We start from the raw sequence: 24,043 nt of genomic DNA, 5'->3' as shown, positions 1-24,043 counted from the left end.
GCATCGTGATCAAATTGAAGCTAGACAACGTGAACAAACAATTGGGCGGCGTGCGGATTCTTCGCGACGTCAGCCTGGAGATCGCTGCGGGTGAATTCGTGGTGTTCGTTGGCCCTTCGGGCTGCGGAAAGTCGACCCTGCTGCGACTGATCGCCGGACTGGATTCGATCTGCGCCGGCGACCTGCTGATCGACGGGCGACGGGTCAACGACCTGGAACCGCGCGAGCGTGGCGTCGGCATGGTGTTTCAGTCTTATGCGCTGTACCCGCACATGAGCGTCTACGACAACATCAGTTTTGGTCTCAAACTGGCCAAGACTGAAAAGAGCAGCTTGCGCGAGCGTGTGCTGAAAACTGCGCAGATCCTGCAATTGGACAAACTGCTGCAACGCAAGCCAAAGGAACTGTCTGGAGGCCAGCGTCAGCGTGTGGCCATGGGCAGAGCCATGGCGCGGGAACCGGACATTTTGTTGTTCGATGAACCGCTCTCCAACCTGGATGCATCCTTGCGAGTGCAGATGCGCAACGAAATCGCCCGTCTGCATGCCCGACTGGGCTCGACCATGATCTACGTCACCCACGATCAGGTGGAAGCGATGACCCTGGCCGACAAAATTGTCGTGCTCAATGGCGGTCGCGTAGAGCAGGTCGGTTCACCGCGCGAACTCTATGAACGCCCGGCCAGCCGCTTTGTCGCCGGCTTTCTGGGCTCGCCCAGAATGAACTTTCTGGCGGCGCGCCTGCATGCCCCAGGCGAAACCAGCCTGGTCGACACCCCCGTTTTGGGTATGACCTCCCTGCCCGTCGACAGCTCGAACCTGACGGCGGACACGCAGCTGAGCCTGGGGATTCGCCCGGAGCACATTTCGCTCAAAGCGGCTGAGGGAGCCGTCGGCATCGTCGTGACCGGGGTCGAATACCTGGGTAGCGAAACCTATGTGCACCTCGAAACAGGTCAGGACGAGCCACTGATCTGTCGTTGTGAGGTCAACGCCGGATGGCAGGCGGGCGATCGGGTCGAACTGCTGCTGGACATCGACAACCTGCACCTGTTCGACGCCGACGGCACGGCCTTGAAGCGCCACCCACAAGCCATTGAAAACCTGCCGAATGACGTCCCTCTGCGCTCAGTCCGAGCACGCGCCCTATGACCTTGTCTTTGAATACCATGAGCGACCCAATGTCTTCTTCCCTTGACCTTGCGCACCGTGCACTGAGTGACGGCGTGTCTCGCGTCATCCACGATTATCGACCCGGCTATCATATTGCTCCACCGGCAGGCTGGATGAACGACCCTAACGGGGTAGTGTACTTTCGTGGCGAATATCACGTTTTCTATCAACATTACCCCTTCGAAGCGAAATGGGGCCCTATGTATTGGGGGCACGCCAAGAGTGCCGATCTGGTTCATTGGCAGCACCTGCCCATTGCGCTAGCACCCGGCGATGACTTCGACCGTGACGGTTGTTTTTCCGGTAGCGCGGTGGTGTGTGGAGATACCCTGGCACTGATCTACACCGGGCATACCTGGCTGGGGGAAGCGGGTGACGAACGCTCGATCCGTCAAGTCCAGTGCCTGGCCACCAGTATCGATGGCATCCGCTTCGTCAAGCATGGCGCAGTCATCGAGACCGCGCCGCAAGACACTATCATGCACTTTCGTGACCCCAAGGTATGGAAGGAGGATGACTGTTGGTACCTGATTGCCGGCGCACGTCTGGGCGATATACCGCTGCTCCCGCTGTACCGTTCCACGGATCTGCACGTCTGGGAGTTCCTCGACTACGTGTCCAGCGGCAGCGAGGGCGATGGCTATATGTGGGAATGCCCGGATCTGTTTCGACTGAACGGACGCGATGTACTGCTGTACTCCCCCCAAGGCATGCAACCCCACGGTTACGAACGGCTCAACAAGTACCAGACTGGTTACCGAGTGGGTCGACTCGACAGCGAATGGCACTTCACTGGCGGGCCTTTTATCGAGCTGGATAACGGCCACGATTTCTATGCAGCGCAAACGCTCCTGGCCGCCGATGGTCGGCGCCTTGTGTGGGCGTGGCTCGACATGTGGGAAAGCCCGATGCCAAGCCAGGCCCATCACTGGTGCGGCATGCTCGGATTGCCACGCGAACTTGAACTGTGCGCAGATCGCCTGTGCGTGTATCCGGCACGGGAGCTCACCGCTCTGCGCCAGGCGCCATTGCCGGGCACGCCATGGTGGGATGAGTCAGGAACCCGGTGGGTGCCGGAAGTGAATGGCGATATGCTCGAAATCCATGTGCACCTGGATTTGCTCGGCTGCACCGACGGGCACTTGGGAATCGCCTTGCGCTGTAGCGACGATGGCCATGAACAAACCCTGCTCTACTACGATGCGGCATTGCAGCGTCTGGTTCTTGACCGCAGCCGCTCGGGTGCGCAAGTCACAGGTCAGCGCAGCGTGTCGATAGACCCGACACAAGAACGACTGGTACTGCGTGTGTTCCTCGATCGCTCGTCCATTGAGGTGTTCGACGAAAACGGGCGCTTCAGCCTCAGCAGTCGCCTCTACCCACAGCCCGGCAGTCTGGGTGTGAAGCTCCTTGCAAGCGGGAGTGGTGGGCGTGTCTCCATTCCAAGAGCGTGGCCACTCGCCTCGGGATGGCTATGAGCAGCGTCATTCGAGTCGCGAGAAGCGCAGGCCATGTGTCATGATTCTGCCTCAACCTGACCGGTTTCGCCTCGCATGACTTCAGTGAAAGACGTTGCACAGCTAGCCGGCGTGTCCCTGATGACGGTTTCTCGAGCGCTCAATAATCCGGAAAAATTGAGTCCCGAAACCTATCAACGGGTGCGTCGCGCCATTGACGAATTGCAATTCGTGCCGAGCCTATCGGCGCGAAGGATTCGCGGGGACAACCTCCAGACTCGAACCATCGGTGTGTTCGCGTTGGACACCGCGACAACACCGTTCGCCGTCGAGCTGCTACTGTCCATCGAACAGACCGCGCAGCAAGCAGGCTGGAATGTATTTATCCTCAACCTGTTAAGCAACCCGCCCACCGACCAGAACATCGACCTGATGTTATCGCACCGTCCCGACGGGTTGATCTTCAGCGCCATGGGGTTGCGCCAGGTGTGCATTCCCGAGCGATTGAAGAGCAACCCGCTGGTACTCGCCAATTGCCTGACGGATGACAGTCGCCTGGTCAGTTATGTGCCCGACGACGAAATGGGGCAGTATCGAGCCGTACATCACGCATTGAGTCAAGGCTATCGGCGCCCTCTGTTTATCAATCTTCCAAAACAGAGCGTGGCCTGGGGTCTGCGACAAAGAGGCATACAGCGTGCCTGTCAGGAATTCGGGCTGTTGCCTGACGCACTCCTGCAATATGACCTTTCCGATCATGACACCTATGGTGAAACCGTAGCCATCATCGACCGACACATCATTGATAGTCGTCCCCAATTCGACATTCTGATCTGTGGAAACGACCGTATTGCTTTTTGTGCCTATCAGGTGTTGTTGGGCCGCGGGCTGAAAATCCCCAATGATGTCGCCGTGCTCGGCTATGACAATATGATCGGTATCGCTGAACTGTTCATCCCACCGCTGACAACGGTACAACTGCCGTACTACGAGATCGGTCGCAGGGCTGCCCGGCACCTGATCGAGACCCTTGAGGTATCGGGAGCCCAGCCAGTTGACTGTCCATTGGTGGTTAGAGCATCACTATAAGAATTAGTTAATTCGGTGATTGCACGCCCGCTTGCTTTCGATTTGCCACCAGCCTGTCGCGTACCTGGGGTGTTTCACCGCCACTAGGACGCGGGCAGCTTCGATGGCTATGGAACGGAACCCATGTTTGCAAAAGCTTTCGACTGCCAACCCACTTTGATTACCGGTTTCGACGCATTGGACGCAGGGGCTCTGATCGACTCCTGGTGCCAGCAGCCCGGCACACCGGCTTACTGCACCGAGCTTACGGGCGACGAACTGAAACCGGCTCTCGATGCGGCCGACAAGGCGCGCGCACCGCATAATCGCGATGTTCTGATGAAAGCCTTCATGTCCGCCGAAGCTCCACGTACCCATGCGAAAATCGTGGAAAAGAATCGCGCCGTTACCGCTAAACCTTCGCTATAAGGTCAAAGCCAGGTTTGCAAATAGCCATAGCCAAAAGCGGCCAGTCGACAGATTCCCAACTAACACTCTTACCGTTCAAGCGCCGCTCATTCGCGTATTTATGTTGCTACCCCCCTGCCCTCGCAACACCGCAATATCCCTCTTGGGGGGTACGCCAAACAGACGGCTGTATTCACGACTGAACTGGGACGGGCTTTCATATCCGACCTTGAAAGCCGCACTGGATACGTCCTGGTGTTCATTGAGCATCAATCGCCTTGCCTCGTTCAGTCGCAGCCATTTCTGGTACTGCAAGGGGCTCATTGCGGTGAGTTGGCGGAAGTGGTGGTGAAAGGTCGGAGTGCTCATCTGCACTCGGGACGCCAGTTCATCGACGCGAAGCGCCGAGGTGTAATTCAGCTTCAGCCAATCGATGGCTTTGGCGATCCGATAACCCTGGCCATCGACGGATGTTATTTGCCGAAGCCGGCTCGCCTGATCACTCTGCAAGAGACGGTAGTGAATCTCACGCTGGATCAAGGGGGCGAGAACAGGGATGGACTCCGGCTCATCGAGCAGTGCCAGCAAGCGCTCGAATGACGCCAGTATTGCTGGGGTCACTGAACCAATCCCTACCCCCTTGGACACTGATCGATCACGGGTTGGCGGCAGTTCACTTTGCGCTATCAGCTCAGCCAGCATGCGCAGATCGAGTTTCAACGTCAGCCCCAGGCATGGCTGTTCCGGGCTTGCCGCTAGCACTTCTGAATTGGCAGGCAAGTCCAATGAGGTGATCAGAAATCGCGACGTGTCATACGGGTAGCCCTCGCCACCCACCCAGAGCTGCTTCTCACCCCGGGCGACGAGAATGATGCTTGGTTCAACCATGCAGACGATGGGCGGCGCTGGATGTTCGCGCCTGAAGAAGCCGAGGCCTGCAATGGGCGTTCCGTAATCACCTGGTTTCGAGATCTGCGCGCCGATGATCTGCGCAAGCGCTTCTTGTGGCGATAACTGTTGAGGAGCGGTGTCGGGTTTGTTCGTCATATTCGTCTTGTACCTCTTCACTGAACTCTAACTCGCCAGCTCTCGACCGTCCTGCAAAAAAACAGAGACTCATAGAATCAGGCAAGTAATTCAGCGGAATGCACTACAGAGGGTCTGGGTAGAGCGGGAGAATGTTCATCCGACAAACCCATCGAGGATGCTCCTATGCTTGTCAAAGCCTATGGTGCTCACGCGGGCGACAAACCCCTTGAGCCGTTACATATCAGCCGCCGCGAGCCGGCAGCCCATGATGTTCAGATCGATATCGCCTTCTGTGGCATCTGCCATTCGGATTTGCATCAAGTGCGCGCCGAATGGGCAGGAACGCAGTTTCCCTGCGTACCGGGCCACGAAATTGTCGGTCGTGTATCGGCAGTGGGCGCGCATGTTACGGATTTCAAAGTCGGCGACCTGGTCGGTGTGGGCTGCATCGTCGATAGCTGCAAACACTGTGACGACTGTGACACTGGCCTGGAAAACTACTGCGATGAGATGGTCGGTACCTACAACTTCCCGACCCCGGACGCACCCGGCTGGACTCTGGGCGGTTACTCGCAAAACATCGTGGTGCATGAACGCTACGTGTTGCGAATCCGCCATCCCGAGGCGCAACTGGCTGCCGTCGCACCGCTGCTGTGCGCTGGTATCACCACCTACTCTCCTCTGCGTCACTGGAACGCCGGGCCGGGCAAGAAGATCGGCGTGGTCGGCATCGGTGGCCTGGGCCACATGGGCATCAAGCTGGCTCATGCGATGGGTGCCTACGTTGTGGCGTTCACCACCTCTGAATCCAAGCGTGAGGCGGCAAAGGAGTTAGGCGCCCATGAGGTCGTCGTATCGCGCAACGCTGATGAAATGGCTGCTCATACCAAGAGCTTCGACTTCATTCTCAACACCGTCGCAGCCCCCCACGATCTTGATGCGTTTCTGGTGCTGCTCAAGCGTGATGGGGCACTGACTCTGGTCGGCGCGCCCGCCTCGCCACATCCATCGCCGAACGTATTCAACCTGATCATGAAACGCCGAACAATTGCCGGCTCGATGATTGGTGGCATCCCCGAAACACAGGAGATGCTCGATTTCTGCGCCGAGCACGGCATCGTCTCCGATATCGAACTGGTTCGAGCAGACCAGATAAATGAATCCTACGAGCGAATGCTCAAGGGTGACGCCAAGTATCGCTTCGTGATCGACAACGCCACGTTGGCTGACTAAACGCCTGAGTCAAAAACTCCAGTGAACAACCATTCAATCGAAAGGAATATCCAGTGAAAGGAATTTTGCTAGCCCTAGGGCTGCTTGTTATCTCTTTTTCTTCAATGGGAGCCAACATGTCGAACGGCGCAGACAACTTCTACACCAGCGATAAAGTGATCGTCGAAAAGGTTAACTTCAAGAACCAATATGGCATGAAGGTGACAGGTAACCTGTTCACCCTCAAAGGACTCGAACCGCAATCAAAGAGTGCAGCAATAATCGTCGGTCACCCTATGGGTGCAGTAAAGGAACAGAGTGCGAATCTTTACGCCACTAAAATGGCCGAGCAGGGATTTGTCACGCTGTCACTGGACTTGTCGTTCTGGGGTGAAAGCGAAGGTACGCCTCGCCAAGCAGTTTCGCCTGATATTTACGCCGAGGACTTTAGTGCCGCCGTGGACTATCTCGGCACTCGCCCAATTGTCGATCGAGAGCGTATCGGCGTCATCGGTATCTGCGGCAGTGGCAGCTTCGCCATCAGCGCCGCCAAGATCGATCCACGTCTGAAAGCCATCGCCACGGTCAGCATGTATGACATGGGGGCGGCCAACCGTAACGGTCTCAAGCACTCAGTCACGTTGGAACAACGCCAGCAAATCATTCGCGATGCGGCGCAGCAGCGTAACGCGGAATTCTGGGGCGGCGAAGTTCGCTATACCAGCGGCTCACCACTAAAGCTGACCGGCAACGCTGTGGGTGACGAGTTCTATGATTTCTACCGCACTGCGCGCGGCCAGGTCACCCCCGCTGGCGCATCGCCGCAAACCACTACCATGCCGACGCTGACCAGCAATGTGAAGTTCATGAACTTCTACCCGTTCAACGACATCGAGACCATCTCCCCGCGCCCACTGCTTTTCATTACGGGCGCCACGGCGCACTCACGGGAGTTCAGCGAGGACGCCTACAAACGGGCGGCCGAACCCAAAGAGTTACTGATCGTTCCAGATGCCGGGCATGTGGATCTTTACGATCGGGTCAATTTGATTCCCTTCGCCAAGTTGACCACGTTCTTCAACAGTCATCTGAAGTAATCGGATCGGCGACCCACACGGGAACCGCTCCTCTCTCGCGGCTTCGCTTCTGGAGTCGCGACGCTTCACGCAATACAGGATTTATTCAATGACCCATCTTCCCACCTCCCGTGAAGCTCCACATTCATGGGGCGCTGTCCTGGCCATGTCACTTGCTGCGTTCGCACTGGTGGCATCTGAGTTCATGCCCGTCAGCCTGCTGACACCAATTGCCGTCGATCTGCATATCACCGAAGGGCAAGCCGGTCAGGGAATTTCCGTGTCGGGACTGTTTGCCTTGTTCACCAGTCTTCTGATCGCATCGGTGGCTGCGCGGGTCGACCGCAAACCGCTGCTCCTTTCACTGACACTGCTTATGATCCTTTCTGGGACAGTTGTCGCGTTCGCCCCGAACTACTGGGTGTTCATGATCGGCCGCGCGCTGATCGGTGTTGCGATAGGTGGCTTCTGGTCATTGTCGGCGGCAACCGCCATGCGCCTGGTGCCCGATGACCAGATCACTCGTGCAATGGCAATCGTCAACGGTGGCAACGCTTTGGCGACGGTTATTGCAGCGCCATTGGGTAGTTTTCTCGGTGCCCTGATTGGCTGGCGCGGTGCATTCTTGTGCGTCATCCCGGTTGCGATAGTCGCTTGTGTATGGTTGTTGTTAAGCCTTCCATCGATGAAATCGCAAAGCGGTTCAGGCACTGGCAACGTCTTCAAGTTGATGAAAAGTACGCCGGTGGCGTTAGGCATGGTGGCGGTCAGCGTGTTTTTCATGGGCCAGTTCATGCTGTTTACCTATTTGCGCCCGTTTCTTGAAACGGTCACGCACGTCAGTGTTTCCATGCTGTCGTTGATGTTGCTCGTCCTGGGCCTTGCGGGCCTCGCAGGAACCTTCCTGATTGAAGCGTTCTTGAAAAATGGCCTGCATCGAACGCTCATCGTCATCCCGATCTTGATGGCGGTGATTGCACTGGCGCTTGTTTCATTCGGTAGCTCGGCGGCCACCACGACTGTCTTGCTTGGCCTATGGGGACTCGTTGCGACTGCAGCGCCCGTGGGATGGTGGACATGGCTGGCGAGAACGTTGCCAGACGCTGCTGAAGCGGGAGGCGGTTTAATGGTGGCGATCGTCCAACTCGCTATTGCGTCTGGTGCAACCGTTGGCGGGCTGGTCTTTGACGCGAGCGGCTATCAAGCGACCTTCGAATTGAGCGCAACGTTGCTAGGCGTGGCGGCCGTTCTTGCCTTCCTGGCTGCACGCGCAGCATCGCGGGAGCCTGTTGCATCGGTAAGCATTGCTTAAAATAACCGCAAGACACGCCAAGGCATGTCTTGCGGTTTCGGTGGAGAATACGCTCGGAAATTGGACGTAACTGTCAGCGTGCGCAGTCGATGATTTGGCCACCATCCGGAGTAAGGCTGTAACCCGTGCATCAGCTTTGCATGATAGAGCTCCACGCTACACCTTCGGATGCCGGTATCAGGAGCGGGCCCGCAAGCGGCGAGTGCGGAATGCCCCCCACCCGCTGCCGAACGCAGCTTTAAGGAACGCCCAGAATCCACTTTCGTTGGGGCGAGGTTCGCCACCTTTGGCAATGCGTTTGAGTTGTCCGGTGTACCAGAGGATTTCCATAATCCCCATGCGATCCACGGCCTTGATGCCGGTATTGATTGGTCGCACCTGTTGATTGCTGTCGCTCCCCTTCAGCAATGCCGCTGGGGCATCCGGATCAATGGCCAACAATCGTGCCAGACCGACCACATCTAGCGATCCAGATCGCAGTGCCTCGTTCATACCTGCCGCAGTGCGAAAACCGCCTGTGACCATCAAGGGCACTTGCACGTTAGCTCGAACCTTCGCGGCGAACTCTAAGAAGTAGGCTTCGCGTGCTACGGTAGAGCCTTTTTTCGGCTCATGCATCGCACCACTCATGGCTGGAGCCTCGTAGGTGCCGCCGGATATCTCGATTAGATCGATGCCAGCGTCGATCAGTGCGCGGATAGTTTCCATCGACTCCTCTTCAGTGAAGCCTCCGCGCTGGAAGTCAGCGGAGTTGAGTTTAATCCCCACCGGGAAGTCCGCTCCGACTTGACGTCGAATTTCGGTGTAGACGGCCAGCACAAAACGGCGACGCTTCTCCGGTGTGCCACCCCATTCGTCTTCGCGCCGATTGTGATGGGGTGAGAGGAACTGATTGATTAGGTAGCCGTGTGCTCCGTGGATTTCCACGCCACTGAAACCAGCTTTTTTGCAGATGGCGGCACTGCGCCCGAAGCGCTCGATGATGTCTTGGATCTCGGCAGCAGTGGCTTCACGTGGGGTTTCGAAAAAGGCAGCCATATCCTCTCGGAACGGAACAGCCGATGGAGCAAGGTTGCTGGCGTTCAGCCCCTTTGTCGATTGTTTGCCAGGGTGGTTGAGTTGCGCCCAGATCGCCGCCCCCTGGTCGGTAGCAACCTTCGCCCACTGTCGCAGTACCGGCAGATCTTTCTCGTCCTCAATTACGACATTGCCCGGTTCGCCAAGGGCGCGACGGTCAATCATCACATTCCCCGTAATGATAAGTCCCAGACCGGAAGCTGCCCAGCGACGGTACAGCTCGACCAGCCCTAGGGTGGGACGGTTATCGTAACTGCCCAGCGTCTCGCTCATCGATGCCTTGGCCAGTCGATTGCGCAGCACGCTTCCGTTGGGCAGTTGCAGGGATCGGTTCAGCAGGTTTGTTTCAGCTTTCATCTGGTGTTCCTACAAGGCTGGAATGAGGAAGAGCAGCAAGCAATGTGTCCGGTAAGTTTTCCGGATTGAATTCGAGCACTTGAAACAGTTGCTCGAAGGTTTCGAGCTGTGTGTGCGGTAGATGAGCCCGACCTTCGCGCAACGCGTCTGCCGGCGAAATTTGTCGTAGGGCCAGCGCCATGAAGGTATTCAGATCGCAGTGGATGACCACATCGGCCGCTGGGGCAGAACCTGAGCGCGCGAGTATCTCGCTGTCATCCACGCGTATATGGAAGACTTCCTCGCCCACGTGAAACTCGTATGTGGCGCGTAATCCAGTGCTTGCACCGGAGCGGCCAATGCCCGTGAGGCTGAGGGCTATGAGTTCAGCGCGTGCAGTCGCGGGATCGATGCGTTCGTCCACTGGCAAGCTCAGCCCCCAGAGTCCTAGCGCGAGCAGTGGTTTACGCAACTGCTCCCCCAACTCCGTTAGTTCGTAGGCGGCCATTGGCGCTGTAGCAGGCTTGGCGATTCCGTTGTCTACCAGCACCTTCAGGCGTGCGGACAACCGGTTAGTCCCCATTGCCGGCAATACCGCCAACAGCTCTTTGAACCGCTTTGGGCCCAATAGCAGTTCGCGGAGCACCAATAGCGTCCAGCGCTCGCCTAGCACATCGAGGCTTCTGGCAATCGGACAAAGCTGTCCATAGGTCTTGTTTAGCATTTTGTCAGGCGCCATCGTCGTTAAAACGCAGTGCGGTCATAGGGAGCGACCACTGTGGGTGGCTGCAGGTAAGCAGTCAGCCCCTGGAAAAACATTACCTTGAGGAAATCACCGCTGATAACCAACTCCTCGTTACCCAGCCCCCTAAGGAACGCTGCCTGGCTGTCCTTGGCCGAGAGAATTGCAAAACCCTTATTGGCGTCTTTAAATTTCAAAGTGAAGCGCGGATTGTCTGCCAGGCCGGCAACGGAGCGGATGGCGCCGTTTCGGATGACGAAATAGCGGCCGATACCAGCATCGGTACGGATCTGGAACACAAGATCCTCGCCTTCGATGTAGCGGGCGCAATTGGGGTTTATTCTGACCTGCCGTTTCAGCAGTTGGGTGAACATCCACAATAGAAATTTGAACTTGATCATGGTGACAACCTTGAGTCGGTGGATCGGGTTTGACGTTACTCGCTGAGAAACCTAGCGGCGTGATAGAGAAAGCGCTCCGGGTACTGGAACTGCGCGCCGTGCCCGGCATCCGGATAAATAAATAACTGCGCGTTCGGCAGATTGCGCGCCATGTAGAACGAGTTGATGGTCGGAATCATTACGTCGTTCACGCCATTAAGGATAAACGTCGGTTGCTTGATTTGACGTAAGTAGGCAAACGGATCGCTTTCGGAAACCCTCGGCAGATACAGCATGTTTGCCTCGATCTGCGCTGATGCAACTTCCTGCGAAGTAGGCGGATCCTGATCCTCGCGCTGATGCCGGCGCTGCCAGAATTCGCTTGCAGCTCGCTTTGCCACCTCGGAACGGCCAAAAAACAGGTACTCAAAGTCTTCGTAGGTCGGAACTGGACGCGGCGCGGCCGTCAGTACCTTAGGTTCCATGTCCGGGTTGCCTCCACGCGGGCCTGTACCCAATAGCATCAGCTTACGAATAAGAGCGGGATGTCGCCATGTCAGATCCAACGCCTGGAAGCCGCCAAGTGAGAAGCCCAATACATCGATTTTCTCCAGGCCCAAGACACCTACGAAGGCGGCGGCATCATCAGCCATGTCTTCAATGCGACGACGTGGCTGGCCGGAGGACGAGGCCACGCCACGACCATTAAAGAGGATCACTTCCCGGCCCTGGGCCAAGCCGTCGGTCATCAGCGGATCCCAATGATCCATGCCACCGCGAAAGTGCTGAAGCATCAGCAGCGGCGGCTGTTCGGTGGCCGTGTTTCCCCACCTGCGATAGGCAAAGCGGTCGCCATCGATCTCGATGAAGCGGGTTTTGGCAGTCTGATGCGTATCGGTCATGTCTTTCCTCAAGAGCGGTTTCGGATTCTGAGGCTGGAGCAATTCTAGCCTGTGACCGCCGGCATTTACTATACAAAAAATATAGCATTAATGAAATACGAATCGTATAGTTAATTCGTGACTGGGCCTTGCTCTGCTTTTGCAGGCCATGGCCTCTCCAAAAAAAATAAAAATGGGAGCGTAACGTGGAACTGGCTTTCGACTTTGACTTCGTCGTCATAGGCTCGGGCTTCGGCGGCAGCGTTTCGGCGCACCGGCTGACGGAGAAGGGCTACCGTGTTGGCGTGATGGAAATGGGGCGCCGTTGGCGTGCCGAGGACTTTCCGAAAAGCAACTGGGATCTGCGTAGATGGATGTGGATGCCTGCGCTGAAAATGTTCGGCTTCTACAGCATGCGGATGTTTCGACACGTGGTCGTCGCAAGCGGCAATGCGGTCGGCGGAGGCTCCATCACTTACGCCAACGCACTGCTCAGGCCTTCGGATAAGGTTTGGGACGAGGGCTCATGGGCAGGTCTGGCAGATTGGAAGAGCATCATGCCAAGGCACTATGCTGAGGCCGAGAGAATGCTGGGAGTGACTGAGAGCAAAATCCTGGGAGAAGCGGATTTGCGTCTTAAAAGGATGGCGGAGCTAAATGGCGTCGCCCACACCTTTCACACACCCAATGTTGGTACCTTCTTCGCTCCAGAGGGCGAGGTCGCGGGCAAAACCTATCCCGATCCGTACTTCGGCGGTGAAGGCCCTGAGCGAGGAAGTTGCGTGGGCTGCGGCGGCTGCATGATGGGCTGCCGGCACAATGCCAAGAACACACTCGACAAGAACTACCTGTTTTTGGCTGAGAAGAACGGAGCTCAAGTCTTTGCGGAAACTCAAGTCGTAGACGTCCGACCGTTGAATGGCAAGGTGGACGGCAGCGATGGCTACGAGATCCACACGCAATGTTCGACTTCCTGGTTCAGCAAGAATAAGCGGGTCTTCCGCGCCCGAGGCGTGGTGTTCGCGGCATCCTCGTTAGGGACGATGGAGTTGCTGTTCCAGCTCAGGGAGAAAGGCTCTCTGCCTCGTATCAGTCAGGATCTGGGTAAACGGATACGCACCAATGCCGAGTCACTTATCGGCGTCCGCTTCCCTTCCACAGATAAAAGTATGTCGCCAGGCTTGGCGGGCGGGGCCAGTATCTACTTGGACGAGCACACTCATATAGGTGTCGTACGCTATCCGGAAGGGTCAGATGCCATAGGGCTGCTGATGACGCTGATGAGCGGTGGGCGCCCTGGCTGGAGGCGAATTGGTACTTGGATACTGACATTACTCAGGCACCCGATGCAGGCCCTACGGGTACACAACCCCAGAGGCTTTGCACGGGAAAACATGTTGTTGCTTGTGATGCAAACGGTCGATGCTCATATCAATATGCGTCTTAAACGTCGCTGGTACTGGCCGTTAGGAAGCCGTCTAGTGACAGAAGGTGGCCCAATTCCTACGTTCATCCCGCAAGCGAATGCCTTCGTCGAGAAGGGTGCCAAGGCACTAGGTGGTATAGCGACCACCTTCCTCAGCGAAATCCTGTTCAACATTCCAACAACCGCGCATTGCATGGGCGGTTGCGCCATGGCGGAATCCGACGGCCATGGTGTCATGGACGCGCAAAATAGAGTGTTTGGATATCGCAACCTGCTGATCTGCGACGGATCAATGCTCAGTGCCAACCTTGGCGTGAACCCAAGTCTGACGATCACTGCACTAGCGGAACACGCGATGTCGCACATACCAGTGAAAGGGAAATCTCAAGTCGAAACTCGGATTGCGATGACCCAGTTGGAATAACGGGTTGCTTTACGGGCGAACGCGCCTCGGTAACAAGAATATAACCGTTGCGCCACGTGGATACGGCGACCAAGACTCGGTAAACGTCTCGAATTGCAGAGGCCGATTAGCGACTGCGTTTGCGCTGGTTGTGCTAGGGGTACAACTATCCATATCCAAAAGTCATACAGGACGACGCGAATTATGCCTTCTACAGAACCATTTAAAGAAGCCGTAAGAGAACTTTAAATCGATAAAAAACCACATCAATACAGAACCAGATTGTTCATATTAAAGAACTGCCATCCTTAACGGGAAACGGCACCATTGCCTAAGCTTAAAAACAAAAATGGGTCATCCAATGAATACAAAAAAAACTGTTGAACCATCAGCTGGCGTGACACCTCATCCCTGCCCTAACGCCCAATCCAAACTTAAAATAAACTCACACTTTACCCCGCGTAGTTCAATGTTATTCGGGGCGATTCTAACACTAACACTAGGGACCCCATCTGTTTCATGGGCAAATGGACTTGCGCTCAACGAACAAAGCGCTAGTGCTGCGGGGACTGCTTATGCTGGCCGCTCCTCGTCAGCAATAGACGCAAGCACCGTGTATGGTAACCCAGCGGGTTTAAGTAAAATCAAAAAAATAGAGGTAAGCGGTGGACTGGCATTAATTGACGCAAAAGTTAACATAAGCGATGCAAGAAGTTCTGCCCCAGGTACCACTGACGGCAACTCCGTACCTCTTACAGCTATTCCTTTTGGGTACTTCTCCTCGCCAATCGACGATCGCTTTACCGCTGGCATTGGTCTGTATGCGTCATACGGCCTCGTTAATGATTATGAGAGTTCCTTCCAAGGTCGCTACCATGGCTCCTACAGCAAGGTTCAGGTTAAAACATTGCACCCTGCTGTCTCGTACCGCTTAAGCGATCAAGTAGCCATTGGCATTGGCACCACATTCAATCGTATTGAGAACAACATCCAGTCCTATTTAGCCACAGGAGCTTTGAATGATGGAAAGGACACGCAGCTTACTGTAAAAAGCAATGGTACTGCCGTTGGCTATAACTTTGGCCTGATGGTTGACATGAACGAATCAACCACATGGGGATTAACTTACCACTCAAAACTTGACTTCCATGCTGATGGCCACACTAAAATAAGCGACAGTCCCGGCGCACTTGGCCTCGATGGAAAATACAACAACAAGATGGATGTGACCCTACCAGAGTCAGTGGATACATCGTTCACCCATCGCTTTGATGAGCGCTGGACTGGTTACGCAGGTGCTATTTGGACTCGGTGGAGTCGAATCCAGAGGATTGAAGCGATTAATAGTGGATTACCCTCCCTAGGCCAACAGTTAGGATTCGGTTCCGTTGGAGACGACTTTAAACTTCATAATACTGTGTCGACAGCTATTGGCGTCTCGTACCAACTCTCTTCGCAGTGGCTACTTCGCAGTGGCTTGGCTTCTGATCCTTCGCCAGCCCGCAACTCCGACCGAAGCGTGCGACTTCCAGTAGGAAACCGAAAAGCCTTGGCTTTTGGTGCCGCTTACTCACCTAACTCTGATCTGACTATAGATGTAGCCTATACCTATCTATGGGAGTCAACTACATCTGTTAATCAATCCGATACAAATGGTTTACAACCAGGGTTTAGCGCTAAATACAACAATAGCGCACACATTATAGCAGCACAGCTAACACATCGGTTTTGACGTACCTTTGGCGTGGTTTCTTGAATGATGCCATCGTCATTCTTGCTGACTAATAGGGCGTTGCGCGTTTCTTATAAAAGAACATGGGTCGCCCCAGCACTTAAGCTACTCAGATATCTTCGACTGGAAAATCCTGATGATGCAATGCCAAATTTTTCGGCTTGAACCCCACAATCTTCAGAAACAGAAGGAACCCATACCGCCATGAGGGCATAAATCTACTAATAGGCACATCAGAGTCAGTACTAAAAGCGATCATCTCAATAGCCGAGACACCAAAGTCACCCCCAGCCGACGAAACAAGGAAAATTCCTGATTCGACACTCATGTCATAACACTGTCTCGGCAAACCATTTTTTCAATAGTATTTTTCAATCCGTCGATAATGGCTAGGCGCCCCATAAACTCGACCAGAGCAAAAAATTATAGCAATAACACCACACGGCAAGTGTTTTGATTCTAGTCATCCTTGTCCCAACTCACTAATTAATAAGATAGTCAAATGAGGTCTGAAAATGAGAACCAGCAAAGCACAGGCGCGGAAAAATCGGGTACGCGTTGTTGAGTCAGCTTCAGTGCTGTTCCGCGAGCGCGGCTATGACGGTATCGGGGTTAAGGAATTGATGGCGGGGGTCGGACTCACTCATGGAGGGTTTTACAACCAATTCAGCTCAAAGTCGACACTGATGATCGAAGCTACGTCGTTCGCTCTTTCCCAAATGACCGCTGACGCCAATGCGAGTGACTTCATCAATTACTACGTATCCCGTGCTCACCGTGATTCAGTCGGTCAAGGGTGCGCGATCGCTGCGCTCGGTGGCGATGCTGCTCGTCAACATATAGACATCAAGTCCGTATTTGAAACTGGCATAGAGAAGCTAATATCAGGCTTGAGTTCCGGGCTATCCGCTAACGAGCAAAAGGAAGCCCGTGCGAAGGCAGTTTCATTGTTGGCACAAGCAGTCGGAGCCATTGTACTGTCGCGTGCCTGTCCAGATGATTCGCTATTAACCGACGAAATCCTGGACTCCTGTAAGCTGTCACTCGCCATTTAGTTCGCGCCCAGAAATATGCTTCACCAGCAAGAGCCCTAATTGTAATACTGATCGAGCAATCGACGTGCAATCAACCGCAGCAGTCACTTCGCTGGCCGTCACTATCGAGAGCTGGTTCGACGGCTATGGAATTCTACGCGCAGAAAAGACTGGTGGTCAGAATGAGAAAACGCGCCGTTATGAGCCGGTCATTAGGTGCTCTCCTGTGACTTACTAGCAGAAGACAACGGCAATGACGCAATTATCTCAGCGCGGCAAACTTCGAGTATTTCATCAGCAAGGGAAGAATCATCCGGGCAGGCGCGCGACAACATGACTGCACCGATTGCATGCGCCAGCATGTCGATCATCTTTGCTCGCACTCCTTCCTGCAGCGCGTCCTGACCCACCTTGTACTTTTCTTCGAGCGCTGCCAGTGTGTTTTCTATTCCGCCGGCAAAGGTGGCCTTCAACTCACTTGACTGACGAGCAGCGTCACCGCAAAGCGCTGCCATAGTACAACCCACTCCCCTGCCGTCTCTGTGATCCCTCGACACGTACAGATTTACAAATCCCGTAACGTCGAGATCGCAGGTACTCGAGAGGGATTTTGAAAGGCTATTTTCAGCTGCTTCGGCCATCAAATCGGCCTTGGAGCCGAAGTGCTTGTAGAAACCTCCTTGCGTAAAACCGGCTGCAGCCATGAGCTCCGCCACTCCCACGCCATCGTAGCCACGGTCACGAAATAGCTCGGAAGCCGTATCGACGATATGAGCTCGGTTGGCGAGTGATTGCGTCTTGGTGATCTTCATTTCGTGCGCCTCTGCATCTCAAAGCAATGCGCTCATCATACTATGATGTTGATCGTAATCAAAAGCGTTGACAGCTTTGAGTATGATCGACATCATAAATGCGCTATCGCGAATCTTCGCGGGCACGGCGCAGGTCGCCGTCATTGATCAACGATTCGGGAAACGATATGAACGAAAAGACGTTGTTTGAGCCGTACACGCTCGGCTCTCTGACACTTTCCAACAGAGTCGTGATGGCTCCGCTGACGCGTAACCGTGCTGGTGAGGGCTTTGTACCGAGCGAGTTCGCTGCGACCTATTACAGCCAGAGAGCATCCGCAGGCCTGCTGATTTCCGAGGCTTCCCAGATCTCGCAGCAAGGACAGGGCTATCAAGATACGCCCGGGATTTATACGCAGGCGCAGATAGATGGGTGGCGCAAAGTCACCGAAGCAGTTCATGAAAAAGGCGGACGAATTTTCCTGCAACTTTGGCATGTCGGGCGCGTGTCCCACATTGACCTGCAGGAAAACGGTGCCGCTCCGGTAGCACCCTCTGCTCTGCGTCCTGCAACAAAAGTATTCGTCAACAATAGCTTTGTGGACGTTTCGGAACCGCGAGCCCTCGATATCAGCGAGCTGCCTGGGATCGTAAACGACTTTCGCCTGGCGGCGTCGAACGCCATCGCTGCGGGGTTTGACGGCGTAGAGATCCACGGTGCAAACGGCTATTTGCTGGATCAGTTCCTCAAGGACGGTGCCAATGTTCGCACTGATGCCTACGGTGGCTCGGTTGAAAATCGCGCTCGCTTGTTGCTTGAAGTAACTGCGGCTGTAGTGAACGAGATCGGTGCTGAGCGAACGGGTATACGTATATCACCAGTCTCCCCCGCCAATGGTGTTTCCAGCACCGAACCGCAAGCCCAATTCGACTACGTTGTCGATCAACTCGACGCCATGGGCCTCGTTTACCTCCATGTGGTCGAAGGCGCAACTGGCGGCCCACGTGATGTTGCGCCCTTTGACTTTGGCTCCCTGCGTCAACGCTTCAAAAATACCTACATCGCCAACAATGGCTACGAACTGAATCTGGCTACCTCGACACTAAACGAAGACAAGGCCGACCTCATTGCTTTCGGGCGTCCGTTTATTGGCAACCCTGATTTGGTTGAGCGACTCAAAGCTGATGCCTCTTTATCCGCATTCGATCCAACAACGCTTTATGGCGGCGGTGCAGCGGGCTACATCGACTACCCGATGCTTGCCGAGTCCAGCTTCGCGCAGGGTTGAGCAGTCGTAGAGACTGAATCGCTTATCGACATCCATTCAAGAGCATCTAATTATGAGCCTCCCTGAAACCGTACTTATTACCGGCGCCTCAACAGGCATTGGCGCGACTTACGCCGAGCGTTTTGCCCAACGTGGGCACAACCTGGTGCTGGTTGCCCGCGACAAAAACCGGTTAGACGTGCTTTCCACCCGTCTGCGTGAGAAACACGGTGTTGCCATTGACGTTATTCAGGCTGACCTGACTCAAACCACCGATTTGACGACCGTCGAAGCTCGCCTACGTGATGACGCCAGTATCGGCATCCTTGTGAATAATGCGGGAGCCGCCCAATCCGGCAGCTTCGTTGAGCAATCCACCGACAGCGTTGCCAATCTGGTCGCGCTCAACACCACCGCACTGGTACGACTCGCCAGCGCAATCGCTCCACGCCTGGCACAAGCCGGTAATGGCGCGATTATCAACATTGGCTCGGTCGTGGGACTGGCACCGGAATTCGGGATGAGCGTCTACGGCGCGACCAAGGCGTTTGTCCTGTTTCTATCGCAGGGGCTGAGCCTTGAGCTCTCGCCTAAAGGCGTCTACGTGCAAGCTGTGCTCCCAGCGGCCACCCGCACGGAAATCTGGGAACGTGCGGGCATCGACATAAATACCCTGAGCGAAATTATGGACGTGGGCGATCTGGTCGATGCTGCGCTGGTCGGTTTTGATCGTCGCGAGCCGGTGACCATTCCACCGTTACAAGACGCCGCCCGTTGGGATGCTCTGCAGGCTGCCCGCCAAGGTTTGCTTTCAGAGATTCGCCAATCTTTAGTCGCCGAGCGCTATCAAGCCGAGGCGTAATTGTCACGCAGCAGGCGCTGATAGGCATTCCTTGATGTAAAGGCGCTTGCTGCAGATTTTCTTATATTCACCTAGACGCCCCTCATCAGGGCACGGTGCGCACATGATCGTTGAAGCCACAAATCGTGACCTTGGGTCGCCAGCGCAGTTCGTCTGCGCGGCGAACCAGCGGGTGACTGTCGAAGGAACAGCATTTGCCTACCGGGACTTGGGGCCGAGAGACGGGTTGCCGCTCGTACTGTTGAATCATTGGGGCGCAGTCCTGGATAACTTCGACCCACGCATTCTCGACGGACTGGCCCGTACCCGGCGAATCATTGCCACTGACTATCGGGGAATCGGCGCGTCTGGTGGAACCGCCCCTTTGACCGTCGGAGAGATGGCGAACGATGCCATCGCAGTGATCCGCGCCCTTGGATTCGAAAAAGTCGACCTGCTGGGTTTTTCATTGGGTGGGTTCGTCGCACAGGAGATTGCGCTGAGAGCCCCAGAGCTGGTGCGCAAACTTATTCTGACCGGTACCGGGCCGGCGGGCGGCCAAGGTATAGATAAGGTGTGGTCTGTGTCGTGGCCGTTGATGCTCAAGGGTCTCCTCACAGTACGCGACCCGAAGTTTTACCTCTTCTTCACCGCTACGGCCAATGGGCGAAAAGCTGCCAAGGATTTTTTAAATCGCCTGAAGGAGCGTGATAAAGACCGAGACAAAAATCCAACGCCTGGCGCCTTCATGCGGCAACTGAAAGCGATTCACGCCTGGGGCCGGCAACCGCCACAGGATCTCAGCCGCATCCAGATACCCACGCTGATCGTAAACGGCGATAACGACATCATGGTTCCCACTGTGAACTCTGCCGAGTTGGCAAACCGTATTTCAAATTCGCAACTGATCATTTACCCAGACGCGGGTCATGGCGGGATCTTCCAATATCACAATGATTTCGTGACGAGAGCGACGGCATTTTTGAATGCCTGAAGACCTTAAGCTCGCCTTACAGCAGCACGCTGGATTGCGCATGCTTCCATCCCATTGAAACCATGAGAACTGAATGATGAAAGCCTTCCTGATCGACCGTTACGGCAAGAATCATGGACGTATTGGCGAGGTACCGGAACCAGAACCGGGCTTCAACGACGTCCTGGTTAAGGTGCATGCCAGCAGCGTCAATCTGTTGGATTCAAAGATCAGCAAAGGTGAATTCAAACTGATCCTGCCTTACACATTCCCGCTGATTATGGGTAACGACTTAGCCGGCGTCGTCGTTCGCGTGGGGTCAGGCGTACGCAACTTCAAGCCCGGTGACGAGGTCTATGCACGCCCGCCCCAGGAGCGCATCGGAGGCTTTGCCGAGCTAATCGCGATTGAGGAAAGTGCCCTCGCACTGAAACCCAAAAATACCACCATGGAAGAAGCAGCTTCTCTCCCCTTGGTTGCGCTGACTGCCTGGCAGGTGCTGGTTGAAACAGCACGGTTGAAGAAGGGGCAAAAAGTCTTTATCCAAGCCGGCTCCGGTGGCGTCGGCGCAATCGCCATACAGCTTGCAAAGCACCTGGGTGCTTTCGTTGCGACTACGACCAGCACAAGTAACGTGGATTGGGTTAAGGCGTTGGGAGCAGACGTCGTCATCGATTACAAGCAGCAAAACTTCGAAAACGTCTTGCGCGACTACGATGTCGTATTGAACAGCCTAGGCCCTGTCGACCTGGAAAAATCACTCAGCATTCTCAAGCCTGGTGGTCAGCTTATCTCCATCTCAGGGCCACCGACGGCAGAGTTCGCACAGGAGCAAAAGCTGTTCTGGGGACTGGGTTGGGTAATGCGTCTGTTGAGCAGCGGCATACGCAGAAAAGCTCGCAAAAAGGACGTCAGATATGCGTTCGTATTCATGCGTGCGAGCGGTGCTCAATTGAAAAAAATCGCTGCGCTTGTCGAGTCCGGAGTTATCACACCTGTGATCGACCGAACCTTCCCGTTTGAGTCAACGGCTGAAGCGTTGAGCTATGTCGAACGGGGCAGAGCCAAAGGTAAGGTGATCATCAAGCTCATATGACTACAACTGACACTCGATAACTGGAACTCTGAACGAGGGTTCATATTTTTGCAGTTAGGAGTATGCGAGCAGGTTAGGAAAATAAGCTAATGACTGTCGAGAATTTGAAGACACGGAAATCCGTGCCATCCCTTGAATCAGGTCAAGGTCAAGTAGGCAGCGTTGACTTACTGATCTTTAACTCGACCATCCTGCCGGACGAGACTCCTGGCTCAGCCATACGTGAAGATCACTTATCAGAAGAGTCCCGTATTAACCCGGCTTCACCGCCAGGAAAAATTGAGCTGCACTCCAAACCCGCTCCGCCAACGCCTCCAACAATAGTCTGGCGCAAATTAATGCTGGAGCAATAGCGTCGAACCAGCACCTTGCTATAGCCGAAAGCGACTCACGGACACACTGGAGTATCAAATGAAAACATCTTCCGAAAGAACCGCGATAGTGACCGGTGCATCATCCGGTATTGGTCAAGCTACTGCTGAGGCTCTGGCGCGTGCAGGTTATACGGTGTTCGGCACGAGTCGGAAGGCTGGTGACAGTCCAACGCAGGTGTCCATGCTCACTTGCGATGTGACGGATGGTGACTCTGTCAATGCACTCGTTTCCACCGTACTCGCACAGACCGGGCGGATCGACCTTTTGGTCAATAATGCTGGTGTCGGTCTGCTTGGTGGTGCTGAGGAATTCTCGATCTCACAGGTGCAGGCATTGTTCGATGTGAATTTGTTTGGAGTAATCCGGATGACCAATGCGGTGTTGCCGTCGATGCGAGACCGTGGACAGGGGCGCATCATCAATATCGGATCGATTCTAGGGTTGGTACCGGCGCCCTACTCCGCTCATTATTCGGCGGTCAAACACGCTCTAGCGGGCTATTCGGAATCTCTTGATCACGAGGTTCGCGCCTTCAATATTCGAGTCTCGGTCATCGAGCCGGCATTCGTGCGTACCGTCTTCGATCAAAACGGTATTGAGCCGGATTCGCAAATCAGCGAATACGATCAGGCCCGAGCTGGGTTCAGGGCACTGCTAGGAGAGGTGATGCCGAAAGCCGACCTTCCAGAAGTCGTGGCGGCAGTAGTAGTGAAAGCGGCAACCGATGTCCGCCCTAAGCATCGCTACACTGCCGGCAAGACAGCGCGACAAATCAGTCTGCTGCGCCGCTTTGCCCCCGCAGGATTCTTCGATAAGGCCTTGCGTAAGCAGTTCCGCTTGCCGGTTTGAAACCTGTGTGACCTGCGATCTTCCCTTCACATGGAGCAGAAAATGGGCTCGTTGCTGTGGGGTATTGCGCTACTGTTTGGAACGCTACCGGCGCAGCAAAAGCCGAACCCAAAAAAGGGTCTGCGAAGGGCCCTTTTGTGCTCAAACAAAAATCACCCGGTCAGCCAAGACTCTACGCTATCGAAACATACAGCTATTGCACACGCATGCGTTTTATATCCCTTTGAGGCGGCTCACCAAACAGGCGGCTGTACTCACGACTGAACTGCGATGAGCTTTCATATCCGACCAGACCACCGGCACTACTCGCATCTACATTCTGACTCAACATCATCTGTCTGGCAGCTTGCAGCCTGAGCTGTTTCTGATACTGCAGCGGACTCATTCCGGTCACCGCCCGGAAGTACTGACGAAAGGTGGAGGGGCTCATATAGGCGGTAGCTGCCAGGTCATCCATGCGCAGCGCCCGACTGAAATTGAGCTTGAGCCAGGCCACCGCCTTCGCGATGTGTTGGCTCGGGGAGCCGGCACTGACGATGTGGAGCAATTGCGGCCCATGGGCGCCGTTCAGCAATCGAACGACGATCTCTTCTGTGATTAGCGGAGCAATTGCAGCGATCAAACAAGGCTCATCGAGCAGTGCAACCAACCGTTCAAAAGCGTTCAGCACTGACACGTCCAGTGTCTGCACAGTGACAGGTCTAAACCCATCATCCTTCATGCGTTGAGATAGCTGCAGGCGCTCAGCCACTTGCATAACCATGGTGTTGTCGAAAGTCAGCATCATGCCTAAATACGGCTGCGCGAAGCTGGCCTGGGTGACATTCGCTATCACTGGAAGGTCTACGCTCGTAACCAGCGACTGCCCCGGGGCATAAGTGAGCACCTCCTCACCGACCATAACTTGCTTGCTGCCCTGCAAGCACAAACCGATACCCAAGCCATATATGCAGTGCAAAGACTGTGTAACCGCGTTTCGTCGATAAAAGCTCAGACCCGGGATGGCTGTCTGGTAATCGCAATCGGTGCGCACAATCTGGCTCACCAAATCAACCAGATGACCCGTATCACCGTCGGCGAAATGCCTTTTAGAAGCAGTTTGCAT

At 55.0% G+C, this 24,043-nt stretch carries 22 protein-coding genes and 2 pseudogenes; 17 read left to right on the top strand and 7 right to left on the bottom strand.

Translation table 11 applies throughout. The annotated features are described in order from the left end of the window. Nucleotides 1-5 precede the first annotated feature (5 nt). The 4 genes and pseudogenes from KRR23_RS14355 to KRR23_RS14340 all read left to right on the top strand — a co-directional run. Nucleotides 6-1,151 (top strand): sn-glycerol-3-phosphate ABC transporter ATP-binding protein UgpC, encoded by a 1,146-nt coding sequence (locus KRR23_RS14355; RefSeq protein ID WP_216743026.1) that lies wholly within the window; start codon nucleotides 6-8, stop codon nucleotides 1,149-1,151. Continuing rightward, entirely contained in the window at nucleotides 1,148-2,650 is a 1,503-nt protein-coding gene (locus KRR23_RS14350) for a sucrose-6-phosphate hydrolase (RefSeq protein ID WP_216743025.1), read from the top strand. The genes KRR23_RS14355 and KRR23_RS14350 overlap by 4 nt, the downstream gene beginning before the upstream one ends. A gap of 75 nt (nucleotides 2,651-2,725) precedes the next feature. Next, a complete protein-coding gene (locus KRR23_RS14345; protein ID WP_216743024.1) occupies nucleotides 2,726-3,718 on the top strand; it encodes a LacI family DNA-binding transcriptional regulator in 993 nt (330 codons plus the stop codon). A gap of 162 nt (nucleotides 3,719-3,880) precedes the next feature. Then, nucleotides 3,881-4,126: pseudogene (locus KRR23_RS14340) on the top strand (3-hydroxyisobutyrate dehydrogenase); the annotation flags it as partial. 75 nt (nucleotides 4,127-4,201) lie between these two features. On the opposite strand, the gene KRR23_RS14335 reads toward KRR23_RS14340, so the two are convergent. After that, the gene (locus KRR23_RS14335; protein WP_216743022.1) at nucleotides 4,202-5,152 is read right to left on the bottom strand and encodes an AraC family transcriptional regulator; all 951 of its coding nucleotides are present in this window, start codon (nucleotides 5,150-5,152) and stop codon (nucleotides 4,202-4,204) included. 165 nt (nucleotides 5,153-5,317) lie between these two features. Here KRR23_RS14335 and KRR23_RS14330 point away from each other — a divergent pair, with 165 nt between their 5' ends. The 3 genes from KRR23_RS14330 to KRR23_RS14320 all read left to right on the top strand — a co-directional run bounded on the left by KRR23_RS14330 (nucleotide 5,318) and on the right by KRR23_RS14320 (nucleotide 8,734). Continuing rightward, complete coding sequence (locus tag KRR23_RS14330) at nucleotides 5,318-6,367, top strand: NAD(P)-dependent alcohol dehydrogenase (protein ID WP_216743021.1); 1,050 nt, start codon at nucleotides 5,318-5,320, stop codon at nucleotides 6,365-6,367. Nucleotides 6,368-6,420: 53 nt separating this feature from the next. Then, complete coding sequence (locus KRR23_RS14325; protein ID WP_216743020.1) at nucleotides 6,421-7,443, top strand: alpha/beta hydrolase; 1,023 nt, start codon at nucleotides 6,421-6,423, stop codon at nucleotides 7,441-7,443. An 88-nt stretch (nucleotides 7,444-7,531) separates the two neighbouring features. Next, nucleotides 7,532-8,734 (top strand): MFS transporter, encoded by a 1,203-nt coding sequence (locus KRR23_RS14320; RefSeq protein WP_216743019.1) that lies wholly within the window; start codon nucleotides 7,532-7,534, stop codon nucleotides 8,732-8,734. Between the two features lie 177 nt (nucleotides 8,735-8,911). Here KRR23_RS14320 and KRR23_RS14315 read toward each other — a convergent pair whose 3' ends face one another. From KRR23_RS14315 to KRR23_RS14300, 4 genes are read right to left on the bottom strand one after another with little or no spacing between them, the layout of a single operon-like run. Then, complete coding sequence (locus KRR23_RS14315; protein WP_216743018.1) at nucleotides 8,912-10,168, bottom strand: NADH:flavin oxidoreductase/NADH oxidase family protein; 1,257 nt, start codon at nucleotides 10,166-10,168, stop codon at nucleotides 8,912-8,914. Further along, a complete protein-coding gene (locus KRR23_RS14310; RefSeq protein WP_216743017.1) occupies nucleotides 10,158-10,871 on the bottom strand; it encodes a helix-turn-helix domain-containing protein in 714 nt (237 codons plus the stop codon). The genes KRR23_RS14315 and KRR23_RS14310 overlap by 11 nt, the downstream gene beginning before the upstream one ends. Before the next feature lie 20 nt (nucleotides 10,872-10,891). Continuing rightward, nucleotides 10,892-11,290, bottom strand: coding sequence for a helicase (locus tag KRR23_RS14305; RefSeq protein ID WP_216743016.1), 399 nt, complete (start codon nucleotides 11,288-11,290; stop codon nucleotides 10,892-10,894). Nucleotides 11,291-11,325: 35 nt separating this feature from the next. Continuing rightward, complete coding sequence (locus KRR23_RS14300) at nucleotides 11,326-12,171, bottom strand: alpha/beta fold hydrolase (protein ID WP_216743015.1); 846 nt, start codon at nucleotides 12,169-12,171, stop codon at nucleotides 11,326-11,328. A 185-nt stretch (nucleotides 12,172-12,356) separates the two neighbouring features. On the opposite strand from KRR23_RS14300, the gene KRR23_RS14295 reads away from it, so the two are divergent. The 3 genes from KRR23_RS14295 (at nucleotide 12,357) to KRR23_RS14285 (ending at nucleotide 16,766) form a co-directional block, all read left to right on the top strand. Further along, entirely contained in the window at nucleotides 12,357-14,000 is a 1,644-nt protein-coding gene (locus tag KRR23_RS14295) for a GMC family oxidoreductase (protein WP_216743014.1), read from the top strand. Between the two features lie 340 nt (nucleotides 14,001-14,340). Next, the gene (locus tag KRR23_RS14290; protein WP_367880650.1) at nucleotides 14,341-15,711 is read left to right on the top strand and encodes an outer membrane protein transport protein; all 1,371 of its coding nucleotides are present in this window, start codon (nucleotides 14,341-14,343) and stop codon (nucleotides 15,709-15,711) included. A 515-nt stretch (nucleotides 15,712-16,226) separates the two neighbouring features. Next, nucleotides 16,227-16,766, top strand: a complete 540-nt coding sequence (locus KRR23_RS14285) for a TetR/AcrR family transcriptional regulator (RefSeq protein WP_216743013.1) — start codon at nucleotides 16,227-16,229, stop codon at nucleotides 16,764-16,766. A gap of 191 nt (nucleotides 16,767-16,957) precedes the next feature. Here KRR23_RS14285 and KRR23_RS14280 read toward each other — a convergent pair whose 3' ends face one another. Beyond that, nucleotides 16,958-17,557, bottom strand: a complete 600-nt coding sequence (locus tag KRR23_RS14280) for a TetR/AcrR family transcriptional regulator (RefSeq protein ID WP_216743012.1) — start codon at nucleotides 17,555-17,557, stop codon at nucleotides 16,958-16,960. Nucleotides 17,558-17,724: 167 nt separating this feature from the next. Here KRR23_RS14280 and KRR23_RS14275 point away from each other — a divergent pair, with 167 nt between their 5' ends. The 7 genes and pseudogenes from KRR23_RS14275 to KRR23_RS29115 form a co-directional block, all read left to right on the top strand. Next, nucleotides 17,725-18,825 carry an alkene reductase gene (locus KRR23_RS14275; protein ID WP_216743011.1) on the top strand — a complete coding sequence of 367 codons (1,101 nt, stop codon included), beginning with the start codon at nucleotides 17,725-17,727 and terminating at the stop codon, nucleotides 18,823-18,825. 52 nt (nucleotides 18,826-18,877) lie between these two features. Next, nucleotides 18,878-19,666: an SDR family oxidoreductase gene (locus KRR23_RS14270; RefSeq protein WP_216743010.1), complete on the top strand. Its 789-nt coding sequence runs from the start codon at nucleotides 18,878-18,880 to the stop codon at nucleotides 19,664-19,666. Nucleotides 19,667-19,769: 103 nt separating this feature from the next. Next, complete coding sequence (locus tag KRR23_RS14265) at nucleotides 19,770-20,639, top strand: alpha/beta fold hydrolase (RefSeq protein WP_216743009.1); 870 nt, start codon at nucleotides 19,770-19,772, stop codon at nucleotides 20,637-20,639. Between the two features lie 76 nt (nucleotides 20,640-20,715). Then, nucleotides 20,716-21,714, top strand: a complete 999-nt coding sequence (locus KRR23_RS14260; RefSeq protein ID WP_216743165.1) for an NADP-dependent oxidoreductase — start codon at nucleotides 20,716-20,718, stop codon at nucleotides 21,712-21,714. Between the two features lie 89 nt (nucleotides 21,715-21,803). Then, on the top strand, nucleotides 21,804-22,067 hold the full coding sequence (locus KRR23_RS14255; protein ID WP_216743008.1) for a hypothetical protein: 264 nt from the start codon (nucleotides 21,804-21,806) through the stop codon (nucleotides 22,065-22,067). A 58-nt stretch (nucleotides 22,068-22,125) separates the two neighbouring features. Beyond that, the gene (locus tag KRR23_RS14250) at nucleotides 22,126-22,938 is read left to right on the top strand and encodes an oxidoreductase (protein WP_216743007.1); all 813 of its coding nucleotides are present in this window, start codon (nucleotides 22,126-22,128) and stop codon (nucleotides 22,936-22,938) included. After that, nucleotides 22,901-23,047 (top strand): annotated as a pseudogene (locus tag KRR23_RS29115) (DUF2256 domain-containing protein); the annotation flags it as partial. The gene KRR23_RS14250 and the pseudogene KRR23_RS29115, both read left to right, overlap by 38 nt. Nucleotides 23,048-23,131: 84 nt before the next feature. Here KRR23_RS29115 and KRR23_RS14245 read toward each other — a convergent pair. After that, nucleotides 23,132-24,043: an AraC family transcriptional regulator gene (locus tag KRR23_RS14245; protein ID WP_216743164.1), complete on the bottom strand. Its 912-nt coding sequence runs from the start codon at nucleotides 24,041-24,043 to the stop codon at nucleotides 23,132-23,134.

The organism is Pseudomonas sp. CVAP#3 (genome assembly GCF_018986375.1).
Taxonomy (GTDB): Bacteria; Pseudomonadota; Gammaproteobacteria; order Pseudomonadales; family Pseudomonadaceae; genus Aquipseudomonas; species Aquipseudomonas helvetica.
This window is presented reverse-complemented; position numbering and strand designations above follow the sequence as displayed.